25 protein-coding genes are annotated in these 23,012 nt (G+C 38.2%); 19 read left to right on the top strand and 6 right to left on the bottom strand.

The window, feature by feature from the left end; genetic code table 11:
• Positions 1–15: 15 nt before the first annotated feature.
• Positions 16–912 carry a 1-aminocyclopropane-1-carboxylate deaminase/D-cysteine desulfhydrase gene (locus GD597_RS19280; protein ID WP_171609547.1) on the bottom strand — a complete coding sequence of 299 codons (897 nt, stop codon included), beginning with the start codon at positions 910–912 and terminating at the stop codon, positions 16–18.
• Positions 913–983: 71 nt separating this feature from the next.
• Here GD597_RS19280 and GD597_RS19275 point away from each other — a divergent pair, with 71 nt between their 5' ends.
• Positions 984–1,883: a sugar phosphate nucleotidyltransferase gene (locus GD597_RS19275; protein WP_171609546.1), complete on the top strand. Its 900-nt coding sequence runs from the start codon at positions 984–986 to the stop codon at positions 1,881–1,883.
• A gap of 323 nt (positions 1,884–2,206) precedes the next feature.
• On the opposite strand, the gene GD597_RS19270 is transcribed toward GD597_RS19275, so the two are convergent.
• Both GD597_RS19270 and GD597_RS19265 read right to left on the bottom strand, forming a co-directional pair.
• Complete coding sequence (locus GD597_RS19270; RefSeq protein ID WP_171609545.1) at positions 2,207–3,316, bottom strand: S1C family serine protease; 1,110 nt, start codon at positions 3,314–3,316, stop codon at positions 2,207–2,209.
• Positions 3,316–3,882, bottom strand: a complete 567-nt coding sequence (locus tag GD597_RS19265) for an RNA polymerase sigma factor (RefSeq protein WP_171609544.1) — start codon at positions 3,880–3,882, stop codon at positions 3,316–3,318. Before GD597_RS19265 ends, GD597_RS19270 begins: the two co-directional genes overlap by 1 nt.
• A gap of 141 nt (positions 3,883–4,023) precedes the next feature.
• Here GD597_RS19265 and GD597_RS19260 point away from each other — a divergent pair, with 141 nt between their 5' ends.
• The 9 genes from GD597_RS19260 to GD597_RS19220 all read left to right on the top strand — a co-directional run bounded on the left by GD597_RS19260 (position 4,024) and on the right by GD597_RS19220 (position 14,313).
• On the top strand, positions 4,024–4,212 hold the full coding sequence (locus GD597_RS19260; RefSeq protein WP_171609543.1) for a hypothetical protein: 189 nt from the start codon (positions 4,024–4,026) through the stop codon (positions 4,210–4,212).
• A gap of 433 nt (positions 4,213–4,645) precedes the next feature.
• Positions 4,646–5,518 (top strand): prephenate dehydratase, encoded by an 873-nt coding sequence (locus GD597_RS19255; RefSeq protein WP_171609542.1) that lies wholly within the window; start codon positions 4,646–4,648, stop codon positions 5,516–5,518.
• 21 nt (positions 5,519–5,539) lie between these two features.
• Positions 5,540–6,697, top strand: coding sequence for a pyridoxal phosphate-dependent aminotransferase (locus GD597_RS19250; protein WP_171609541.1), 1,158 nt, complete (start codon positions 5,540–5,542; stop codon positions 6,695–6,697).
• Positions 6,698–6,726: 29 nt separating this feature from the next.
• Positions 6,727–7,620, top strand: a complete 894-nt coding sequence (locus tag GD597_RS19245; protein ID WP_171609540.1) for a prephenate dehydrogenase — start codon at positions 6,727–6,729, stop codon at positions 7,618–7,620.
• A gap of 237 nt (positions 7,621–7,857) precedes the next feature.
• The gene (locus tag GD597_RS19240; RefSeq protein WP_171609539.1) at positions 7,858–9,546 is read left to right on the top strand and encodes a DEAD/DEAH box helicase; all 1,689 of its coding nucleotides are present in this window, start codon (positions 7,858–7,860) and stop codon (positions 9,544–9,546) included.
• A 45-nt stretch (positions 9,547–9,591) separates the two neighbouring features.
• Complete coding sequence (locus GD597_RS19235; protein ID WP_171609538.1) at positions 9,592–10,677, top strand: chorismate mutase; 1,086 nt, start codon at positions 9,592–9,594, stop codon at positions 10,675–10,677.
• Between the two features lie 138 nt (positions 10,678–10,815).
• Positions 10,816–11,850, top strand: coding sequence for a 3-dehydroquinate synthase (aroB, locus tag GD597_RS19230; protein WP_171609537.1), 1,035 nt, complete (start codon positions 10,816–10,818; stop codon positions 11,848–11,850).
• A 119-nt stretch (positions 11,851–11,969) separates the two neighbouring features.
• On the top strand, positions 11,970–13,250 hold the full coding sequence (aroA, locus tag GD597_RS19225) for a 3-phosphoshikimate 1-carboxyvinyltransferase (protein ID WP_171609536.1): 1,281 nt from the start codon (positions 11,970–11,972) through the stop codon (positions 13,248–13,250).
• Between the two features lie 58 nt (positions 13,251–13,308).
• Entirely contained in the window at positions 13,309–14,313 is a 1,005-nt protein-coding gene (locus GD597_RS19220) for a chorismate synthase (RefSeq protein ID WP_171609535.1), read from the top strand.
• Positions 14,314–14,339: 26 nt separating this feature from the next.
• On the opposite strand, the gene GD597_RS19215 is transcribed toward GD597_RS19220, so the two are convergent.
• Positions 14,340–14,747 carry a transcriptional regulator gene (locus GD597_RS19215; protein ID WP_171609534.1) on the bottom strand — a complete coding sequence of 136 codons (408 nt, stop codon included), beginning with the start codon at positions 14,745–14,747 and terminating at the stop codon, positions 14,340–14,342.
• Between the two features lie 465 nt (positions 14,748–15,212).
• On the opposite strand from GD597_RS19215, the gene GD597_RS19210 reads away from it, so the two are divergent.
• From GD597_RS19210 to GD597_RS19175, 8 genes are all read left to right on the top strand, one after another.
• A complete protein-coding gene (locus tag GD597_RS19210) occupies positions 15,213–15,680 on the top strand; it encodes a YHS domain-containing (seleno)protein (RefSeq protein ID WP_171609533.1) in 468 nt (155 codons plus the stop codon).
• 26 nt (positions 15,681–15,706) lie between these two features.
• Positions 15,707–16,111: a DoxX family protein gene (locus tag GD597_RS19205; protein WP_171609532.1), complete on the top strand. Its 405-nt coding sequence runs from the start codon at positions 15,707–15,709 to the stop codon at positions 16,109–16,111.
• On the top strand, positions 16,108–16,848 hold the full coding sequence (locus tag GD597_RS19200) for a hypothetical protein (protein WP_171609531.1): 741 nt from the start codon (positions 16,108–16,110) through the stop codon (positions 16,846–16,848). The genes GD597_RS19205 and GD597_RS19200 overlap by 4 nt, the downstream gene beginning before the upstream one ends.
• A 67-nt stretch (positions 16,849–16,915) precedes the next feature.
• The gene (locus GD597_RS19195; RefSeq protein WP_171609530.1) at positions 16,916–17,389 is read left to right on the top strand and encodes a DM13 domain-containing protein; all 474 of its coding nucleotides are present in this window, start codon (positions 16,916–16,918) and stop codon (positions 17,387–17,389) included.
• 5 nt (positions 17,390–17,394) lie between these two features.
• Positions 17,395–17,946, top strand: a complete 552-nt coding sequence (locus GD597_RS19190; protein WP_171609529.1) for a YceI family protein — start codon at positions 17,395–17,397, stop codon at positions 17,944–17,946.
• An 84-nt stretch (positions 17,947–18,030) separates the two neighbouring features.
• Positions 18,031–18,531: a DinB family protein gene (locus GD597_RS19185; RefSeq protein ID WP_171609528.1), complete on the top strand. Its 501-nt coding sequence runs from the start codon at positions 18,031–18,033 to the stop codon at positions 18,529–18,531.
• On the top strand, positions 18,519–19,250 hold the full coding sequence (locus tag GD597_RS19180) for an NRDE family protein (RefSeq protein ID WP_171609527.1): 732 nt from the start codon (positions 18,519–18,521) through the stop codon (positions 19,248–19,250). Before GD597_RS19185 ends, GD597_RS19180 begins: the two co-directional genes overlap by 13 nt.
• 99 nt (positions 19,251–19,349) lie before the next feature.
• The gene (locus GD597_RS19175; RefSeq protein WP_171609526.1) at positions 19,350–20,207 is read left to right on the top strand and encodes a protein-glutamine glutaminase family protein; all 858 of its coding nucleotides are present in this window, start codon (positions 19,350–19,352) and stop codon (positions 20,205–20,207) included.
• A 139-nt stretch (positions 20,208–20,346) separates the two neighbouring features.
• Here GD597_RS19175 and GD597_RS19170 read toward each other — a convergent pair whose 3' ends face one another.
• Positions 20,347–20,598 carry a hypothetical protein gene (locus GD597_RS19170; RefSeq protein WP_171609525.1) on the bottom strand — a complete coding sequence of 84 codons (252 nt, stop codon included), beginning with the start codon at positions 20,596–20,598 and terminating at the stop codon, positions 20,347–20,349.
• Positions 20,599–20,825: 227 nt separating this feature from the next.
• On the opposite strand from GD597_RS19170, the gene GD597_RS19165 reads away from it, so the two are divergent.
• Positions 20,826–21,218, top strand: a complete 393-nt coding sequence (locus tag GD597_RS19165) for a hypothetical protein (RefSeq protein ID WP_171609524.1) — start codon at positions 20,826–20,828, stop codon at positions 21,216–21,218.
• A gap of 226 nt (positions 21,219–21,444) precedes the next feature.
• On the opposite strand, the gene GD597_RS19160 is transcribed toward GD597_RS19165, so the two are convergent.
• Positions 21,445–22,995: a RagB/SusD family nutrient uptake outer membrane protein gene (locus GD597_RS19160; protein WP_171609523.1), complete on the bottom strand. Its 1,551-nt coding sequence runs from the start codon at positions 22,993–22,995 to the stop codon at positions 21,445–21,447.
• Between the last annotated feature and the right edge of the window lie 17 nt (positions 22,996–23,012).

Here is a 23,012-nt window from a genome sequence, read left to right as displayed (position 1 = left end):
GTTGTACAATCCAAATTAAAACAATAGAACACCGGGTGGTAACGAAAGATTGCCCTGTAAACCACCACTATGTATCATTAGCACACGGCTACCAGGTGTAATGGTATTATTTCGGATAAGTGTTTCTGCAGCAAAAAAGGTTTTGGAAGTATATACAATATCAGTAGGTAATTGATGCGCCTGCCAAATGGTATTCATATAAGCTATTAATGCAGGTGGATGTTTGGCATAACCGCCAAAATGATAATCATGAAGAATGGAATATTGCTTTTGCTGATCTTCCTTTTCCAATAATTGATCCAGTTCATTCTCCAAAGCCCTATTTGCCTTCATTACACTTATGCCTAATACTAATTGGGTAGCAGTGGCACTTTTAATTATGCCTGCCAACATGGTACCCGTGCCAACAGCACAAATGATATGTGAGTATTGATTGAGGTTTGGGCAATAATCCAATATAGTGGCAGCACCTCGGGCACCTTGTTTTCCATAGCCACCTTCATGTATAATATAAGTATCAGATAACTGTTTTACAATGGCTTTGTTTTTATAGTCTTCCCTGCTAACAAATTGCAATTGCATGCCAAACGATTGGGCATATACTAAGGTAGAAGATAATACGGCTGGCCTTTCTCCCCTTATAATACCTGTACAAGCCAGTCCCAATTGCTTACATGCACAAGCGGTGGCAATAATATGATTTGAATATGCTCCGCCAAAAGTGGTAATATGCTTACTGCCAGCTGATAATGCTTCCTCCAAATAATACCGCAGCTTAAACCATTTATTGCCACTAATTACAGGATGCAATACATCGGTTCGTAAAATATCAAGACAAACATCCTGGTCTTTTAGCCATTTAGCCTCGATGGTTTGTATAAATATTTTATCAAGTTCTATTACATCTACCATAGAGTTAAAATAATTTATTAATATTGGGGTGAGTAACAAATTGTTAGCTCTTAAACTTAAAAAATACCAATATGCAACCTACTCTAGTTATCCTGGCGGCCGGTATGGCCAGCCGCTACGGAAGCATGAAACAAATTCAGGGCTTTGGGCCTTCCGGAGAAACCATCATGGATTATTCAATTTACGACGCCATTGCTGCAGGCTTTAAAAAAGTAGTATTCATCATTCGTGAAGACTTTGCTGAAAATTTTAAAGCCATTTTCGAACCTAAGTTAAAAGGTAAAATTGAAACAGCCTATGTTTACCAGCAACTAAATTCATTTACCGGCGACAGGGTTATACCTGCAGACAGGGTTAAACCCTGGGGAACAGCTCATGCCGTTTTATGTACCAAAGGAACCGTAAACGAACCATTTGCTGTAATAAATGCAGATGATTTTTATGGCAAAGATGCTTATGTAAAAGCATACGATTTTCTTATAAATAAATGTACCGATACCAATTTTGCTGTATTGGGTTACGAACTGGCCAATACACTTAGTGAACACGGCAGTGTTAGCCGCGGCGTTATAGCTATTAACGATAAAAATGAAATGGTGGGTATAGACGAAAGACTAAAAATATTTACTCAGGGCGATGAAATAGTATATGAAGAAGATGAAAAACTTACTCCTTTACCTACATCCACCAAAGTAAGTATGAATTTCTTTTGCTTCTCCCCCGCCTACATCAATATGTGCTTTGATGAGTTTGGTAAATTCCTGGATACCAGTATGGAGAATTTAAAATCAGAATTTTTAATTCCACGTATGGCCGACCATTATATAAAAGCAGGTTTGGGTGTAATTGAAATTGTACCTACCAGTGCTAAATGGTTTGGTGTTACCTATAAAGAAGATGCTCCAATAGTACAAGCCAGCGTAAATGCACTGGTAGATAGTGGTGCATATCCATCTAATTTATGGGCTTAATGTATATTAATTTTGTACCCGGCTGTGGATATTAAATGCAGCTTTACTTGCGTCGCACACTTGTACGGTATAGCAATAAAGCAGCTGAATAAACAGCCATTCAAAAATGAGTATAAAATTAAAAGTAGTACAATATTTTAGTTAAAGGGAGATTGTTTAAACCAGTCTCCCTTTTTTATTGCTGCAAAAAATTCTGCTGCACAAGTGTGCGACGCAAGTAAAGCCCGATATCGGTTTTATGCCTGGCTAATAAAAATCATGTTTAACAAATACCAAATAAAAAAACCCGCCTAAGGCGGGTTTTAGTAAAATGTTATAGTGTACTATTTTTGGTTGTATGCCTTTACAAGAAACACACAATCTTCTACTTCTTTAATTTGATCAACCCTGCTTTTTCCTTTTAGGCTGGTTGTGGTTGGCATTTTAATTTTCTGCACTGCGGTATCTGATTCTTTTAATTCATCTACCAGTTTGTAAATACCTTTTGATTTGATGGCGAATACAACACCATCAGCCGTGTTAAGTTTTGTACTTAAAATACCTACAATTTCTCCGTTTTTATTAAAAACAGGGCCACCGGAGTTACCAGGATTAGCGCTTAATGAAATCTGGCAACTGCTGGTATCACCATCGTTACCGGTTGCAGAACTTAAGTAACCCATATTATAAACAATCTGTTCACGTGGGTAACCAAGGGTAAATATTTCCTCGCCCAAATCAATTGCTGACTTTCTAATGCTATAAGGCAAATTAGAAACCGTTTTATATTCCTCGTCTTCAATTTTAAGAATTGCTATATCGCTTTCAACATCTATATTGATAATGCGGGCATTGAATTCTTCACCTTTATTATTAATTACTACAGCGCCGGAACCTTTTAAAACGTGGGCATTGGTAACAAGATAGCCTTTACCGTCAATTAAGAATGCAGAACCGCTGGAAGTTACTTCAACGTTCTTTGGTATTTTAGAATCAACCTCGTTTAATTTGGCACCAAAAGCTTTTTGGTTGGCAATAACCTTAGTTAAAACCCCATTTAATTGTTGAATTTGGCTATTATTGGGAGCGGGAGCTAATAAGTTAATCAAGCCAGATATAATAATAGCGGTAATACCTGCAATTGAAGCGGCTATAGCAGTTACCCTTTTGTACTTATTCCACATTTGCAATACTTTACCGCGGCCGGTTATTTCACCACCTTCGTAAATATCGCCTTTGTCCAAAAGTCTTTCATGTGCCGCATTCAAAGCATGTTTCAAATTGCGATGTTCAGAAACACCTTCAATTTGCATTAGAAACAATTTATGCTCAACCACCATCTGATCAATTTCAGGGGTATTTTTGCGCAATTGTTCAAAGTAAGCCTTCTCCTCTGCCAGCATACTACCGTTCAGGTAGCGTTCAATCGCCTCTAGTAAAAGTATATCTTCCATTAATCTCCTATATTATATTGGGCAAAAAATAATTTTTTCAAACGCATCAGGCACTTGTATTTCTGGTTTTTGGCATTGTCCGCATTGGTATAGCCAAATTCAGCAGAAATTTCCGTCATACCTTTTTTATGTATATAATAAGATTCTAATAAACTTTTACAAGGCTCGCCCAAACTGCCAAGGGCTCTTTCCATAATAGCAAAATCGGCATTTCTTTTTTCATGAAATTCCAAATCGTCTTCAACTGCAACCGTTTCTTCAAGCGCTTCGCTTTGAGAAATATACCTGCCCATATGCTGTAACTTTTTAAGCCAAAGCCTTCTGCAAATGGAATATAGGTATGTTTTTATCTGGCAGGTTAATACAAATGATTCGCTTTTTGCCTTCTCGTACAATGCAATCATAGCTTCCTGAAAAATATCTCTGGCATCATCGTATGAACCATTATTATTCAGAATAAAAGACTGAACCATATTAAAATTTTCTTTATATATGGTGTCAATAGCTTTTGATTCGTTGTTAACAAGACCTCTCAATAAAATTTGTTCGTTGATCTCCTGTTTCACTTGCTTAGTTTTAATACCGTTCCGGGTATAAAAGTAACCCAAAAGCATTTCAAAAAATTTTTCAAAAAAAAACTTTTATACAGGGGTTACCTTTTTAAAGTATGGGTATTAATAACAAATTCACTCACAAAAAATTTAAAAATGAAAAAATTATTATTCGTTTTAGCGCTTGGCGCTTTCGCTGCTTGCGGTTCTGGTTCTACTGAAGCTACTGCTACTGATACAACTGCTGTAACTGTTGATACTGCTGCTGCTCCAGCTGTTGATACTGCTGCTCCAGCTGTTGATACTGCTGCTGCTGCTGTTGATACTGCCGCTGCTGCAAAATAATTTATTCTAAACTACAGTGAACATGATTTGAGGTGAGATGCTTGCTCTCGTTTAGTAGTTTACAACTTTTTCATATGGCAAGCAATCGTTAGAGGCCGTTCCGTTTCCACGGAAGGGCTTTTTTATTTTTTATAATCCCCTGCCAGTTAGTTAAACTGTTTGATTTTAACATTTTAACCTGGAAAAAATTAAACTAACAGTAGTTTATTTCTGCTATAATTATTTGGATAGGCGCATAAACTATATACATTTGCGCTGTGATAACAAATATCAAATACAACTTTTATTACTATTTCTACTTTTATTATATAAAAGCAGGCCGGGTTGTATTTGCAAAAATCTAATAAAATTTTTAAGCATAGAATCCCGGTCTTTTTGACCGGGATTTTTTTTGACTATTACTAACCCCTTTAAAAAGCTAAAATTATTGTCTATGAAACCTGAACAGTATTTACAACCGGTAAACGAAGCAAGCCCAAGAATTTCTATCCAGGGATGTGAAGGAAGTTTCCATCAAATGGCGGCCCAGCAATATTTTGGGAAAAATGTGGCCATTATTCCCTGTATGACTTTTAAGGAAGTAGTAGATATTGCTTCCAATGAAACCTTAAGTGAAGGTGGTATTATGGCTATAGAAAACTCTATTGCCGGCAGTATACTTCCCAATTATAATTTACTCAGGAAGAGTGAGCTGAAAGTGATTGGCGAGATTACGCTTAAAATAGAACAGCACCTGATGGTTAACCCTGGTGTTAAACTGGAAGATATACATGAAGTACATTCCCACCCAATGGCTTTACAACAATGTCTAAAGTTTCTAGATGCCCAAAACTGGAAATTGGTTGAATCTGAAGATACTGCTGCCAGTGCAAGAAGTGTACATAAATACAAAAGCAAACATATTGCGGCCATAGGGAGCAAACTGGCTGCTGAAATTTTTGAGCTGGATATTATTGCGCCCAATATTCATACTCTTAAAAATAACTATACGCGGTTTTTGATATTACAACCAAAAGAGAAGATTGAAAAAATTACTGATGCCAATAAGGCATCTATCACGTTTCATACCAATCATTCAATGGGCATTTTGGCTAAAGTACTTACCCGTATTGCCGAGTTTAATATCAATCTATGTAAACTTCAAAGTTATCCAATAGCACAAAAAGATTTCGCTTATGGTTTTCATGCCGATTTGGAATTTGAAACAAAAGAAAGTTTTTATGCCATGTTGGAAGGAATAAAACCTCTTACAGAAGAAGTAAATATCATTGGCATTTATAAAAAAGGAAATACCTGGAATTTATAAAAATTGGGAAACAGCGTTACAATGGTTACAGCTAAAAGACTTAACGGAATTGGCGAATATTATTTCTCTACCAAACTTAGAGAAATTGACGAACTGAACAAACAAGGCAAGCAAATCATCAATTTGGGTATTGGCAGCCCCGATCTTCCACCTCACCCGGATGTGGTTAAAGTTTTACAGGAAGAAAGTGCCAAACCTAATGTACATGCTTACCAAAATTATAAAGGTTCTCCCCTCTTACGCAATGCTTTTGCACAATGGTACCAAACCTGGTATCAGGTAGAATTAAATGCAGACACGGAGATTTTACCCCTTATTGGTAGTAAGGAAGGTATTATGCATATCTGCATGACTTATTTAAATGAGGGAGATGAAGTGTTGCTGCCAAATCCCGGTTACCCAACGTACAGAAGTGCTGTAACCCTTGCCGGAGGTACCTGTGTGGATTACGAATTAAAAGAGGAGCTACAATATTTTCCCGATTTTGAAGCTCTTGAAACAACCGACCTGTCTAAAGTAAAGCTAATGTGGGTTAACTATCCTCAAATGCCTACTGGCCAATTGCCAACGAAACAGTTATTTGAGCAATTGGTAGCTTTTGGTAAAAAACATAATATTCTAATTTGCCATGATAATCCGTATAGTTTTATTCTAAACGATACACCCAGGAGTTTAATGAGTGTAGCCGGTGCAAAAGATATAGCTATAGAACTTAATTCACTCAGCAAATCTCAGAACATGGCAGGTTGGAGGGTAGGTATGCTTTGTGGCGCAAAAGAAAGAATTGATGAAATAATTCGCTTTAAAAGTAATATGGACAGCGGGATGTTTTTGCCAGTTCAACTGGCAGCAGCAAAAGCCTTAAGCCTTGGTAAAGAATGGTATACAAGTGTTAATGCAATTTATAAACAAAGAAGAGAGAAGGTGTATCAATTACTGGATTTGCTTCATTGCAAATATTCAAAAAATCAGGCAGGCATGTTTATGTGGGCCTCGATACCCGATAATTATGCAGATGGTTATACCTTAAGCGATGATGTTTTATACAAAGCCAATGTATTTATTACGCCAGGTGGCATTTTTGGTTCGGCTGGTAATAAATATATTAGAATAAGTTTATGTGGTTCTGTAGAAAAATTTCAGGAAGCCATTGAGCGGATACAGGCAGCACAATTATAATTTATACGCATATTTCTAAATTACGCAGGATGCAGCAGGATAATAAAAAGGATGTTTTTGCAAAAGACAATGGTGGCTTTACGCTGTGCATTGTTGGGGTGGGTTTAATCAGCGGTTCCTTTGCACTTTCTTTAAAAGATAAAGGGTTTGCCAAACATGTAATTGGGGTAAGTAAAACAAAAGCCAGCGAAGAAAAGGCATTGGACTTGGGTATTATTGACGAAGCGTTGCCTTTAGAAGAAGCTATTGCTAAAAGCGATTTAATTTATATCGCCATCCCTGTTGACGCCACAGTACCTGTTTCCATCAACATACTGAATTTAATTGATGAACATCATATAGTGGCCGATGCAGGTGGCACCAAGCATGCACTTTGTAAAGCAATAGAAATGCATCCTAAGAGGGCAAGGTATGTTGCTACCCACCCTATGTGGGGTACGGAGTTTAGCGGACCAGAAGCCGCAGTACACAACGGTTTCAGCGGAAGATCCTGTGTTATTTGTGAGAAAGAAAAAAGCGATACAGATGCTGTAGCTGTAGTAGAAAATATTTATACAACTCTGGGCATGAACCTGGTATATATGCAGGCCGAAGCACACGATATACATGCTGCCTACATTAGCCATATATCTCATATCACCTCGTTTTCGCTGGCAAATACGGTGCTGGAAAAAGAAAAAGAAGAAGATGCTATTTTTCAACTGGCAGGTGGCGGTTTCGAAAGTACGGTTAGGTTGGCTAAAAGTAGTCCGGCCACATGGGTGCCCATTTTTAAGCAAAACCGCGAAAACCTGCTGGATGTTTTAAACGAGCATATTACGCAGCTGCGCAAATTCAAGGCTTGTTTGGAAAAAGAGAATTACGATTATTTGTACGAGTTAATAGCCAATGCCAATAAAATAGAAAAAGTGCTGAATGGATAATTACAAATTTGGTGACCAGCTATGGAATAATTATAGGGCTTTACTTGCCACGCTCGGTTCAGGGTTCCACTTTCATGGCAACTGTTTACGGTAGTTATGGCTGCCATAAAGCCCGAACGTACAAGTGAGTGACACAACAAAAGCCGCACAAAGTGTTGCAGCTTAGAACATAAATAACAAACAAAATGCAGCAAAGCCCTTTTATAAAAGTACCTTTGCCGCAAATTTTAATAAAGAATGATAACATTTGAAGAACTGGGTTTAGAAGAGAGACTGATAAAAGCTATCAGTGAGTTGGGGTATGTGAACCCAACTACGATCCAGGAAAAAGCAATCCCCGTGCTGTTGAGTGGCACAAAGGATTTTATTGGTTTAGCTCAAACAGGTACCGGTAAAACCGCAGCATTTGGTTTACCCTTATTACAGGTTATTGATGAAGCAGCAAAACACCCGCAGGCACTGGTGGTTTGCCCCACCCGTGAACTATGCATGCAGATAGTAAACGAAATTGAATTGTTTAAAAAACATATTCATGCCATTAATGTAGTTGCCGTTTATGGCGGTGCATCTATTGGTACCCAAATCAGAGATTTGAGAAGAGGTGTACAAATTGTAGTAGCAACACCCGGCCGTTTAATTGATTTAATTGAACGCAAAGCCATTAACCTGGAACAAATAAGTTATGTGGTGCTGGATGAGGCAGATGAAATGCTAAACATGGGCTTTCAGGAAGACATAGAGTTTATTTTGCAAAACACGCCTAAAAGGGAAAGCACCTGGTTATTTAGTGCCACTATGCCTCCTGAAATTCGCAGGGTTAGCAAAAAATACATGAAAGAGCCTATTGAAATAACAGTAGGTAAAGCCAATACTACCAACAAAAACATCGATCATCAATACTATGTAACCGCAGCACACCAACGGTATGAAGTATTAAAACGTTTGATAGATTTTAATCCGGGTATTTATGGTATCATTTTTACCCGCACTAAAATTGACGCCCAAAATATTGCAGAAAAACTTACCCGTGAAGGGTATGATATTGATGCCTTGCATGGAGATTTAACCCAGCAGCAGCGTGATAAAGTAATGGGCCAGTTTCGTGATAAAAGTTTGCAATTACTTATTGCCACCGATGTTGCCGCCCGTGGTATTGACGTACAAGGTATTACCCATGTAATTAACTACGAATTACCCGATGATATGGAAGTGTACACCCACCGCAGTGGTCGTACAGGCCGTGCAGGCAATCTGGGAATATGTATGAGTATTGTACACAGCCGTGAAGTGGGCAGGTTAAGACAAATTGAACGAATTGTACAAACACAGTTTAACCGTTTAGATATACCAAGTGGAAAAGATGTTTGCCGCAAACAGTTTTCTTCGTTTATGGATAAACTATTGGAGCAGGATATTAGTCATGGTGATTATGAAACCTACCTGCCCATGCTGGAAGAAAAATTTAAAGATATTACCAAAGAAGAAGTATTACAAAGAGTGGCTGCTACTGAGTTTGACCGCTTTTTAAAGTACTATGAAAATGCTGGCGACCTTAATTTACGCGAAGATAAAAGAGACCGCAGAGAAAGGTTCGACCCAAGAAACGATCGTGGTGCCAATGAGCCCCGTGGCCGTAACGACAGGGATAGCAGAAGCAGCAGAAACTTTGGAAAAGAAGGTGGTGGAGATTATATGCGCCTATTTGTTAACCTGGGTACCAAAGACGGTTTTTATAAAGCCAGTTTTATGCAGTTTATTCTTGACATGAGCGAATTAAGAAAGGAATCGCTTGGTAAAATTGACATGAAAGAAATGAACAGCTGGGTGGAGGTAGACCGCGGTGCCGCCAATCAAATGATACGCTCATTGGATGGTAAAAATTTTAAAGGCAGGCGCATAAGAATGAATGATGCCAATAGCAGATAATCTGCCCGGCAATAATAAAATGGTATAACGTTTTACTTATTAAATATGGAACAAGCAATCACACAACACAAACCAATTGAGGAAGTATTATTAAAACGTCCTCTTATCATCAGTGGCCCCTGCAGTGCCGAAACAGAAGAGCAGGTATTTCAGACAGCCGTACGTTTAGCAGAAACCGGCAAAGTAGATGTTATGCGTGCAGGTATATGGAAACCCCGTACCCGCCCCGGAAGTTTTGAAGGCATTGGAACCAAAGGTTTACCCTGGTTACAACAGGCCCGTAAAGCAACAGGCATTCCGGTTGCAGTAGAAGTAGCAACGGCCAAACAGGTAGAAGATGCATTGCACTTTGGTGTTGATGTGCTTTGGATTGGTGCCCGTACCACAGTTAACCCATTTAGTGTGCAGGATATTGCTGATGCATTACGTGGTGTTGATGTTCCGGTTTTAATTAAAAACCCCATAAACCCCGATCTTGAATTATGGATTGGCGCGGTAGAACGCGTTGCAAAAGCAGGTATTAAAACCATTGGTTTAATACACCGCGGTTTTAGCTCTTATGGCAATACCGAATACCGTAATGCCCCCATGTGGCACCTGGCTATTGAAATGAAACGCCGTAACCCCGGTATGATGATGATTAACGATCCATCGCATATTTGTGGCCGCAGAGATATATTACAGGATGTTGCGCAAACTGCTATCGATTTGGATTTTGATGGTTTAATCATCGAAAGTCATATTGATCCTGATATGGCCTGGAGCGACGCAAAACAACAAATTACTCCTGAACGGTTAGGCGAAATGTTAAGCGCTATTCGTTGGAGAAAAGAAGATGTTGCGTCAGAAGAATACCATATTAATCTGGAAAAACTGCGCCAGCAAATTAACCACTTAGATGATGAATTGATGCAAATCATTGGTCAGCGTATGAAAGTGGCTGAAAAAATTGGTCAGTACAAAAAAGATAATAATATCACTATCCTTCAAACCAATCGTTGGAACGAGATATTGGAAAGAGCGTTTAACACAGGTGATAAAATGGGCTTAAGCAAAGAATTTGTTACCAAATATTTCGATGCTATGCACATGGAAAGTATCAATCACCAAAACAAGATCATGAATTCCTAGAATACAATTACAAGTGTGCAAAGGCAAAAGTATTGGCCCGGCAATTAATCAGTTATCGGCTCTACTTGCGTCGCACACTTGTACTTTCAGGTTCTTTACGCAGCATTTCCCATTATTATTGCCATTCCAGAAAACCGCATGAAGCAAATAGAACTATCATTCAGCAATAGCAGCACTACATTTTTGTTTAATGCCAGCTTTGCAGCAGTTACCACATTTACAGCTATAGACAATACGGTTATTATTACCGATGAAAATGTTTTTAATAAACATAAAAGAACCTTCAAAGGCTGGCAAACAATTGTTTTACCCGCCGGCGAACAATTTAAGAATCAAGCCACAATAGATAATATTATTAACCAACTTATTAGCCTTGGCGCCAATAGAAAAACATTTCTGGTAGGCGTAGGTGGTGGAGTGGTTACTGATATTACCGGCTATGTGGCAGGTATTTATATGCGGGGACTTAGTTTTGGTTTTGTGCCTACTTCTATACTGGCCATGGTAGATGCTTCTATTGGTGGCAAAAACGGGATTGATGTTGGACTGTACAAAAATATGGTTGGGCTTATTCGCCAACCTGCTTTTTTATTGTACGACTATAGTCTACTCTCCTCTTTACCACGTGCAGAATGGATTAATGGTTTTGCTGAAATTATTAAACATGCAGCCATTAAAGATGCAGCCATGTTTCGTATGCTGGAACAACATAAACTAATCGATTTTAAGAAAGACACTAAACTGCTGGACAAACTTATACAACGCAATGCTTTGCTAAAAGCCAAGGTGGTGCAGGAAGATGAATTTGAACAGGGTGATAGAAAACTGCTAAACTTTGGACATACTTTTGGTCATGCTATTGAGAACAGTTATCAACTACCGCACGGGCATGCTGTAACAATAGGTATGATTGTGGCTGCAGTATTCTCAGAAGTATATAAAAAATTTGCTGATACGCCCAGGTTAACCAAGCTAATACAACAATATGGTTTGCCTGTATACCAGGCCTTTAATGCCAAAAAAGTATTGGCCGTAATGCAGTCTGACAAGAAGAAAGTGAAAGACGAAATGCACTATGTTTTACTTGCTAAAATTGGTAAAGCAGTGGTGCAAACAATACCAGTAAGCGATATTGAGAAAATGGTATTGCAACTGGCAAAAAATAAAGCATAATAAATATTTTAAACTTATTGTTTTAAAAGCTCAATAGCGTACCAACCGTACAAGAGTGCGACGCAAGTAAAGCTGCATTGCTATACCATTGCCGGGCTAAAAAACTGTATTTAACCATCATGCAAGTAACTGTACAACCATCTGTTATAAAGGGAAATATTGTGGCCCCGGCTTCTAAAAGTTCTATGCAAAGGGCTTGTGCGGCGGCATTGGTAAGAAAAGGAAAAAGTATTATTTATAACCCCGGCATTTCTAATGATGATAAAGCTGCATTGCAGGTGATAGAAGCATTAGGCGCCACTGTTTTATCTGGCAGCGATGGCAGCATTATTATTAACAGCAACGGCGTAAATGCCGCAGGTAGCCAGGTAAATAACGGAGAGAGTGGTTTAGGTATACGTATGTTTGCTCCCATTGTTGCATTAAATAATAAAACAATGGTAATTAATGGGGAAGGCAGTTTGCTTACCCGCCCCATGGATTTTTTTGATAGCATTTTTCCGCAGTTGGGTATTACCATTAGCTCTAACAATGGGAAATTGCCATTAGTAGTAACCGGGCCATTACAACCACGCAATATTATTATAGACGGATCGCTAAGCTCGCAGTTTTTAACTGGTTTATTAATGGCTTATGCGGCGGCAGGCGCAAGCGATGTAAGCATTGAAGTGATTAACCTAAAAAGCAAGCCCTATGTAGATCTTACTTTAAAAGTGATGCATGACTTTGCGCTACCTGTTCCTAAAAACAATAACTATACTTCCTTTTATTTTCCGGCAAATGCATTTGCCGCTGAAAATGATACTACCATAACTTATACTGTTGAAAGCGACTGGAGCGGTGGCGCTTTTTTATTAGTTGCAGGTGCCATTGCAGGTAATATTACCGTAAAAGGTTTAGACCCACAATCTACTCAGGCAGATAAGGCCTGTTTACAGGCATTGATTGATTGCAAAGCCAATATTTCCATACAGGATTCACAAATAGAAATTGGTCCGGGGAAATTAACTGCATTTCATTTTGATGCCAACGATTGCCCTGATCTTTTTCCTCCATTGGCAGCGCTGGCCGCTTGTTGCGAGGGAACATCTGTAATTGAAGGCGTTCACCGTTTAACACATAAAGAAAGTAACCGGGCATTAACCATACAGGATGAACTTGGGAAAATGGGCATTAGTGTTGAATTACAAGACAATCTGATGCTGATAAAAGGTGGCCCTTTAAAAGGGGCTCATACCCATTCCAGACACGACCACCGTATTGCCATGATGTGTGCTGTGGCAGGTTTAAGAGCTGATGGCCCCACTATTATAGATGATGCACAGGCAGTAGGAAAATCATATCCTAACTTTTTTGAGCATATACAAGAATTAGGTGCTATAGTAGCAACAACTGCCTAACCTATTGTAATTTTACAAACGCCATGTATATTTAAAACAACGCTGAGGAGGGATTTTTATGAATGCATTTGGTCGCATATTTAGGGTACATATTTTTGGAGAATCTCATGGAGAAAGTGCAGGTATTAATATTGATGGTGTACCCGCAGGTTTGCCCTTATGCGTAGAAGATTTTCTTGAAGATATTGAGCGCCGCAAAGGTGGCACCCAAAAAGGCACCACCCCCAGGCAGGAAAGCGATCTCCCAATTTTTAAAAGCGGCATTTTTAATAATATCACTACCGGAGCGCCGATTACTATTCTTTTCGAAAATAATAATACCCGCAGCGGCGATTACCAAAAACAACGTGCTGTGCCCCGCCCGGGCCATGCAGATTTTGTGGCCCATCATAAATTTGGTGGTTTTGAAGATTACAGGGGTGGCGGCCATTTTAGTGGCAGGCTTACAGTTTGTCTGGTAGCGGCTGGTGTAATTGCAAAAAAATTACTGCAGCATATTAAAGTAAAAGCTACCATTTTGGAAATTGGTGGCGAAACCGACCTTGAAAAAGGTTTACAAAAAGCGATTGACCAAAAAGACAGTATTGGCGGTATAGTAGAATGTAGGGTAAATGGTTTACCAATAGGCCTTGGTGAGCCTTTTTTTGATAGTGCAGAATCATTATTGGCACATGCGGCATTTGCCATACCGGCAGTAAGAGGTATTGAGTTTGGTACCGGCTTTGCCGCGGCACGTATGTTTGGTGTAGAACATAACGATGCAATTATTAATGCCAATGGTAAAACAACTACGAATCATGCAGGTGGTATTGTTGGTGGGATTACAAATGGCAACGAATTAGTATATCGTATTGCTATTAAACCTACTTCTTCAACTCCAAAAGAACAGCAAACCTTAAATTGGGAAACCAATGAAATTGAAGGTTTTTCAGTAAAAGGCCGCCACGATTTATGTATTGCATTAAGGGTGCCCGTAGTACTGGAAGCTGTAACTGCCATAGTACTTGCCGACCTAATGTTACTGGAACAACATATTCCACGGATATACAACAGTAAGGCATAACGGGAACTATGCCGGTTTTCTACATATTAATCTTTTAACCTAACCATACATTTTAGATCTTTTGCATTAAGATACCATTCTATGCAATAGCCTTTTGGGTCTATGTTTGGGTGTGCCAGCAGTTTTGTAAAAGTTTCGGCGATGAGGGGCAAATACTGCATAAAATCCGGTATATCTGCATAAACGTAATTGCCCCTTTTTAGGACTATCTGCTCAAGATTTAATAATGCAGCCTCTTTTTCATTTAATACTTCTGCAGCTGCCTTGTACATAATGGCTCCGTTTTCGGGGCGGGATAAGCCAAAATATTTTCTGCCTGCAACAAAAGGCACAATGCTTTGCAGTTTATTATGTGCATCCATAACTCCGGTTGGAAATGCAGTTGCACTCACACAGATTAAAGGCAAATCTTTTTCAATAGGAATCGTTTCCATTCAAGTGTTTTTACAAACTTATAATTTTCATATCAAACCAAAACACTGCGGCAGTATAGCTTTTTATTTATTGCCAGGAAATTAATATTGATGCCTGCAATAGTATTTCAATGCAACAGCTCTTGTTACTTATTTCCTGCTTTGCCACACAAAAACCTCACTTGTACGTTCCGCCAAATTGCAGCTACTTATTTTAAAATACGGCCTGGTTAACTAAACCTACAAAAAATGTTGGGATGCCAATGCTTAAGATTTTATTACTATTTACATTATTGAAAAATACTAAACAGGTATTAGATGAAGTAGATTCCTGGCGCACAAGTGTGCGACGCAAGTAAAGCTGCCTTATAGATATTGCCCGGCTAATGATGTCTTTTCCTTTAGTCAAAAAACAGGTAAATCATAAAATTTTGTTATCGTGAAAGGTTTTGTAAGGCTATGCGTATTAGCATGAAAATATACTAAATGAAAAAAATACTTACTCTTGGATTTACGCTATTATGCCTGTCATCATTAAGCTTTGCGCAGGATGCCAGCGCATTGCGTAAAAAACAATTTAACCTGGAAAATGGTGTAGCTATTCAAAGTTACGACCCGGTGGCTTACTTTACTGTAAATAAGGCTGTAAAAGGCAAGAAAGAATTTGCGGCATCTTATCAGGGCGTACTTTATTATTTTGCCAATGCTGCAGACAAGGATTTGTTTTTAAAAGCACCCACCAAATATGAACCTGAATATGGTGGCTGGTGTGCTTATGCCATGGGTGCAAAGGGTGAAAAAGTAGAAATAGACCCCGAAACTTTTAAAATTACCAATGGCAAATTATTTCTGTTTTATAACAAGTACCTAACCAATACCCTTAAAAGCTGGAACAAAGACGAAACCAATTTACACACCAAGGCTGATGCCAACTGGACAACCATTTTTCACTAATCAATCATCATAAATACCAAACCAACATGACACTGAATTTGCGCACTATTGGCATCTGGATATTACGTTTACTGGCTGCCGCTATTATGTTACAAACATTGTATTTTAAGTTTACCGCACACCCACAATCTGTAAAATTATTTACAGAGTTAGGTCTTGAACCCTATGGTAGAATAGGAATCGGTATTATGGAACTGATTGCATCTATTTTAATACTATACCCCAAAACCACTGGCATTGGCGCTGTATTGGGGATTGGGTTAATGAGCGGGGCTATTTTCTTTCACCTTACTGTATTGGGAATTGTATTTGACGGTGATGCAATACTGTTTACTTATGCGGTTATAGTATTTGCTTGTTGTGCCGCACTTGCATTTATTTATCTGAAAGACATATTGAAACTATTACCATTTAAACTAAAAAAAGAATGAGGAACTTAACTGTATTGTTTATTAGTTTTCTCTGTGTTAGCAGTACCGGTTTTGCACAAAAAACTGATACGCTAACACATCATAGAGAATTTATTGATTTTGGTGGAACCATTGGAAATGATCAGGGATCTGTTTCCGCAGCGTACACATACAATTGGAAATTGGGTGAAAAAAGAAAACTTGAGTTAGGTTTGGGTGCAAGATATACTGGTTATTTTGGTAAAAAGAAAGACTATATCACCGCTCCTGCCTCCTTGGCAAGAACCACCAGCTTTCCTTTTGTGATTGTTTTTGCAGGTCAGCGGGAAGAAAATTTTGATACGCTTACGGTACAGCGGCCTTTTGTAAATAGCTTGAATATTACGTTTAACCTGGGGTATGCGCTTGGACCAAAATGGTATGCAGGAACCAATATTGATGTGATTGGGTATTCTTTTGGACCTTCAACCAATGCTGTTTTTAAAAGTAATGGAAATACAACGACTGAGCCTAAATCTAAGGTGGTGCCTTTTAATTTATTGCTTACCGGTGACAATGACAGAGGATCTTTAAATTCCGAATTTTTTGTTTCCTATAAAATAAGTGAAAGATGCAGTATAAAGGGTATATATCAATTTCTTTTTACCGAGTATACCAGTACCACTGTACAACAAATTGCACCAGATGGCAGTAGCAATAACCGTTTTAGAAACAAAGCAAACAATTTTGGGATTGGAATTAGTTATTCATTGAAATAAATTTAATTGAATTCATTTCAACTTTCAGGCCTGTTAGGTTAAAATCTTTCACGAAAAAAATCCGTATATGTTTCAAAATAAAAGTTATTTATTTATGCGCTTCATAGCCACTTTAAGTATAGCAGTTATTATAATAGTTTTAATTAACGGCTGTACAAAACAGAATGATACACCCCAAATGCCTGTCAATGAAATGATTGATACAAGTGAAAATGGGGGAAATACCATAATGCCCGTGTTTAGCGGTCAATTTGAGAAAGGAAATGAAGGTACTGTTGGCGGAATTGCTTCTATTTATCTTATTAACAATAAATATCAATTGGAATTGAAAGATTTTTCAGTAACCAATGGTCCGGATTTACATGTTTATTTATCCAAAGAAATTGATGCCATACATTTTATTGATTTGGGTAAATTAAAATCAACCAATGGCATGCAGGTGTATGATATACCCAATGCACCTGATTTTAATGAATATACTTACGCCCTAATTTATTGCCAACAATACAGTGTATTATTCGGATCTGCCCCTTTAAAATAACAAGTATGAATTATTTACACAGGTTATGGATCATGTTTATGCCTCTAACTTTCGTGGGCTATGTAAATGGGCAGCATTTTATACCAGTAGATGATAAATCTACCATTGAATTTGTAATTAAGAATTTTGGGTTTACTACAAAAGGAACATTCATTGGTTTATCTGGCAGTATAAATTTTGACCAGGCTACTTTATCTGAGTCTAATTTTTTGGTAACTATAAATGCAGCCAGCATTAATACGGGTATAAAAGCCAGGGATAATCACTTAATTAAAGAGGAATATTTTAATGTTAAAAAGTACCCGGTTATTCAATTTACATCTGTAAAAATTGAGGCTGGCAAAGAAAAAAACAGTTATAATGTTACAGGTAATCTATTTATAAAAGGTGTGAATAAACAAATTCAATTTCCTTTTACGGCCATAGAAGATACAGGCTATATAATATTTAAAGGCAGTTTCCTATTAAATAGAAAAGATTTTGGCATCGGGGGTAGTAGTATTTCACTATCAGACAATCTTACGGTAAACCTGACAGTATTTGCCAAAAAATTATAATCATTTACCATTTATAGAAAAACAGTATTAATCAGATTGTTTCAACAAAATAATAAATAATTTAGAAATTGTAAAACCAAACACATGCACATTCAAACAGCCATATATTCCGTTTTTGAACAATTAAAAGAAGCACTTGAACAAGTAACCCCGGAGGAATATCATGCAAGGTGTAAAGCTTTGTCCAATGCTACAATTGGCCAGCATACCAGACATATTATTGAGTTATTTATGGAGTTGCATAAAGGTTATGAAACCGGTACAGTAAATTACGAAAACCGCAAAAGAGATATTGCCATTGAAACAGATAAAATACTGGCTATTGCACTATTGGCAGACATTTCTAAAAACATAGAAAAGGCTGACAAAGCATTGGTATTACATAGTAATTATAGCATTGAAAGCGAATATGCTATTACAGTACATACCAATTATTACAGGGAGCTTATTTATAATCTGGAGCATACCGTTCACCACATGGCGTTGATTAGGGTAGCAATTAACACTTTAACCAATTTAACTCTACCCGAAGGATTTGGAGTAGCCACATCTACCATAAAATACCGAAAGCAATGTGCACAGTAACTTTTATAGCTCATAATAATAGCTACTATATCACTTCCAACAGGGATGAACAACTTGCCCGAAAAGATGCTATTGCACCACAACTATATGAATACAATGGGGCCTCGCTGATTTATCCTAAAGATGGGGAGGCAGGTGGAAGCTGGGTTGCACTTCACAAAAATGGGAATGTGGCCGTTTTACTAAACGGTGGCTTTGTAAAACATATTCCCCAACCACCCTATGCAGCCAGCCGGGGTATTATTTTGCTGGAAATTATTAGTAACCCGCACCCGTTAAATGCATTTAATACCATTCATTTAACGGATATTGAACCATTTACATTGGTGCTTTATATGCAAAAGTCTTTATTTGAATGCCGCTGGGATGGTCATAAAAAATTTGCAATAGCATTAGATAAACAGGAACCTCATATCTGGTCTTCAGCCACCTTATACGAGCCAGCAGTTATTGCAAAAAGAAAAGAATGGTTTGGTACATGGCTTTTGCAAACACCCAACCCTACACAACAAGAAATCCTGGATTTTCACCGGTTTGCAGGTGATGGAGACATAACCAACAGCCTGTTAATGAACAGAAATAACCAATTAAGCACCGTAAGTATTACCAGTATTGCCATACACAACCAACAGGCCACAATGCAATACCTGGATTTAAAACAAAATAAGCACACAACACAGCAAATGCATTTACTAAATACTATAATGCAACCAGGCTAATTGCTGGTAGAATATGGCAAAGCAATAAATGATTAATACAGGCTATTGGGTTTTATTGTTTATTCTTGTAAAATACCAAATAGTATAACCTGGAATTACATGCAGCCAAATTATCTTCCCTATGCAGATATTAGTTTATTGCCCCGGTACGAGTGGCAGCAGATAAATGATGTCTTTCATGAGTTGCAATCAGCTTACGAAATTGAATTTGATTTTCCCCAGGGTGGTTGCCAGCAAAGAGCACAAATAATGAGCATGCTGCTGCAAAAAAAATTCACCATTGCACATGCAAAAATATGGTTGTTTGCGCCTGCGGCATTGTATCTAAATGATGACCGTATGTTATTTGCATCAGACAAAAAATGCCTATCTGAAGGTAATATGTTTGAATGGAGCTATCACGTAGCACCAATTGTACGTGTGCAATTAAATGATGATATACATTCAATGGTAATAGATCCTTCCATTAATAAAGATGCGCCTATGTATTTACTGGATTGGTTTGCAGCAATTGGAAACAGCACCACCGGACAATATAGTTTTTTATGGCCCGATAAATACTTTTTCAATAGCAGTTATCTTACCAACAACCGAAATGAGGTTACCATGATTTTTGATGGCACTTTTTTCGATTTTGAAAACCCGGCCAAAGACAATTTAATTGTAGAAAAAGGACTTGCAATACACGATATGGTAAAGGAAATTTACCAAAGCTATATTTTGCCGCTTATTCATAATAACAACCCCGAAGATGCCGCTATGCTTAGCGATATGAAAGCCATTTTTGGTAATGCTACTGCACTCGATATGCTGTTCTCTCAAAACATAAGCGCCTACACAAATAACACTTCGCAACGGTATGTGCAAACGCAATACAATCAAATTTTTATGGAGGCTAAAAACATTTTCAATACCCGCTTGGCGCACTGGACACATTTTATAAACACCTTGCTGTAGCAGCATTACAGGCAAAATACCTTTTATAAGCCTGGCTATATAAAAGCATTTGGCATTCTTGCGTCGCACTCTTGTACGGCAACAAATAATTCAGCTTTTACACAACAAAAAGGCCTTTATAAAAGTTGCAATTGCAATACTATTTTACAGCAAAAGTTTTATCTATTCTGCTGCCTACAAAATAACCAACCAGTATACCCAAAATGGCGCCACCAATAATCCAAATAAGGTCTTTACCACCTGCATAAGTACCAATAGCAAGGCCAAATACTCCAAATATGATGGCCATTAAAACGGAGGCACTTCTTTTAGCTTTCGCGGTACCAGCTGCTGGTGCATGATGTTGTTGTGCATGATGATGATGCTTATTTCTTTGACGGCTATGTGGCATACAATTGTTTTAATGCAAAAGTTACAAACTATCTGCGAATATTTTATGACCATACTCATACCAGCAAAAATTATCACTCAAATACTATTTATATTTTCATCTGCCGCATATGTACAAATTAGCTTTACTAACAATTGACAAACGTTGCATGAATAGTGCTGTAATAAGTAAAAAAAGAAATAACCAAATAATTACACATTTTTGCTGTTAAACCTTACAAATTAAACATGAATACAAAACTGATAATGACGTTAAGCGCCGTATGCCTGGCTGCTGCCGGTGTAGCTTTTACTTTTTTGCCTCAGGAGATCATGCAATACACACAACTGCAAGCCAATCATCCATTATTTTTTTTAATACAGGTGTTGGGTGCCATGTACTTTGCTTTTGCCATGTTAAACTGGATGACCAGAACAGCCCTGATTGGCGGCATTTATAACAAACCCATTGCTTTGGCCAATTTTTTGCACTTTTTTATTGCAGGAATGGCAATAGATAAAATATTGCTGGCCAATAGTGAACAACCCCTTTTATTATGGATATCCGGTATTGTATATACCCTGTTTGCCATTGCATTCGGACTTATTTTCTTTCGTAATCCTGCAGCATTAAAAAAGTAGCAAACAAAAAAAAACCCGTAAGCTTTGCTTACAGGTTTCTATAATTAAACTGCTAAAAATTAAAGGTTTTTCCAGGAGAATATTTTTTGTCCGGGCTGTTGGTTCTTTGTGCATCGGCTCTTGCGTCGCACACTTGTACTGTTGGCCCAATAATGATCAGAAAGTACAAGAGTGCGACGCAAGTAAAGCCTGGCTTTATACCTAGGCCGGTTACATACAAATAGAATTAGTAATTCGGGTTTTGAATAAGTACGCCCTTACTTTCGTCTATTATTTGCTGTGGAATTGGCATATAATAGTTTTTAGGTTTTGTAAACGTACGTGCCGGTATTACCACCGCACCTTCGTAAGGCGGCAATGGCGAAGCGGTTTTTGGCTGACCAACAATATTCTGAATGTTAATAATGCCAGCCTTATCCCAACGCAACAAATCGAAGAAACGGATATTTTCTCCACCCAATTCTACGCGGCGCTCATGAATTAACTCCGGCATACCAGCACCACTAATGGTGGGCAAACCTGCACGCTGGCGAATAGCGTTTATTTGAGCATCGCCAGCACCAGCACCAGTCTGGCGGATTTTAGCCTCTGCTACCACCAGATAAATATCAGCGGTACGAAGAATGGGCTGTTTTAAATCGCCATCCAGGTTACCAGAGCCATCCGGGTTATACGCGGTATATTTTCTTAAACAATAACCGGTAGTTAATGCATTGCTTGGCAACATGCGGCCTGTAGACTGGCCTTGCATACCCGCAAACATTTGGTAAGCATCTTTATCGGTTATTTCAATTTTGGTGGTTTGGTTGGGGATAGAATCTCCTACTGCAAGCAAGGTGGCGCTTTTGCGTGGGTCGTTTGGTTCAAACTCTTCGGCAAAATTTTCTGTGGGGTGGTGAAAGCCCCATCCATTCCAGGCACGGGCAGTAAAATAAATGTTGATAGGAGAATTGTTGTAGTTATTCTTATTCCAAACAGCAAATAAAATCTCAGAGTTATCTTCCTGTTTACCCAAAGTAAAATTATCTGCATAATTTGGCGCCAGAGCATAATTGGCGTTATTTATTACTTTTTCGCCATATTCCTGTGCCTTATCCATCTTATCCCAGAAAAGATATAATTTGGAAAGTAATCCCCAGGCAGCCCCCTTACTAACCCGGCCCTTATCTTCCGGGCCATAGGTTTCTGGTAACAAATCTGCTGCTTTTAGTAAATCAGATTCAATTAGTGCAGCAACTTCTTCAACAGTAGATTTTGGAACATTATAGTTACCGTTAAGCACATTATCTTCTACAATTATAGGTACTTCACCAAAGATCTGGTAAAGTGTCCAATAGCCATGGGCACGTAAAAAATAGGCTTCCCCTAAGGAGCGGTTTCTAATGCTTTCGTCCATTACCGGTACTTTGGGCACATAAATAATGGCGTTATTTGCACGACCAATTTGTTCGTAGGCCCAGCCCCAGGTTGGGCGTAACTGGTAGGTACTTGGGTTTGCCGTAAACCTTTCTATTTCCCAAAAATCTGAGTGGTCTCCATCAACTGAAATATCATCAGATGCATCTTCAAATGCATAGAGATTGTGGCCCACGCCTTCTTCCTGAGTAAGTACATTGTATATACCGGTTATACCAGCCAATACATCGCTCTGATTACGCCAGTAATTACCAGTGGTATAAGAACCTACAGGGGCTACAGCCAATGGTTCCTTAATACAGCCGGCTGCAATAACAAAGCTGAAAAATATAATAATTATTGAAACATATTTTCTTTGCATAGTTGTAAAATTTTTGG

The sequence above is a fragment of the Limnovirga soli genome (genome assembly GCF_013106755.1).
GTDB lineage: Bacteria > Bacteroidota > Bacteroidia > Chitinophagales > Chitinophagaceae > Limnovirga > Limnovirga soli.
This window is presented reverse-complemented; position numbering and strand designations above follow the sequence as displayed.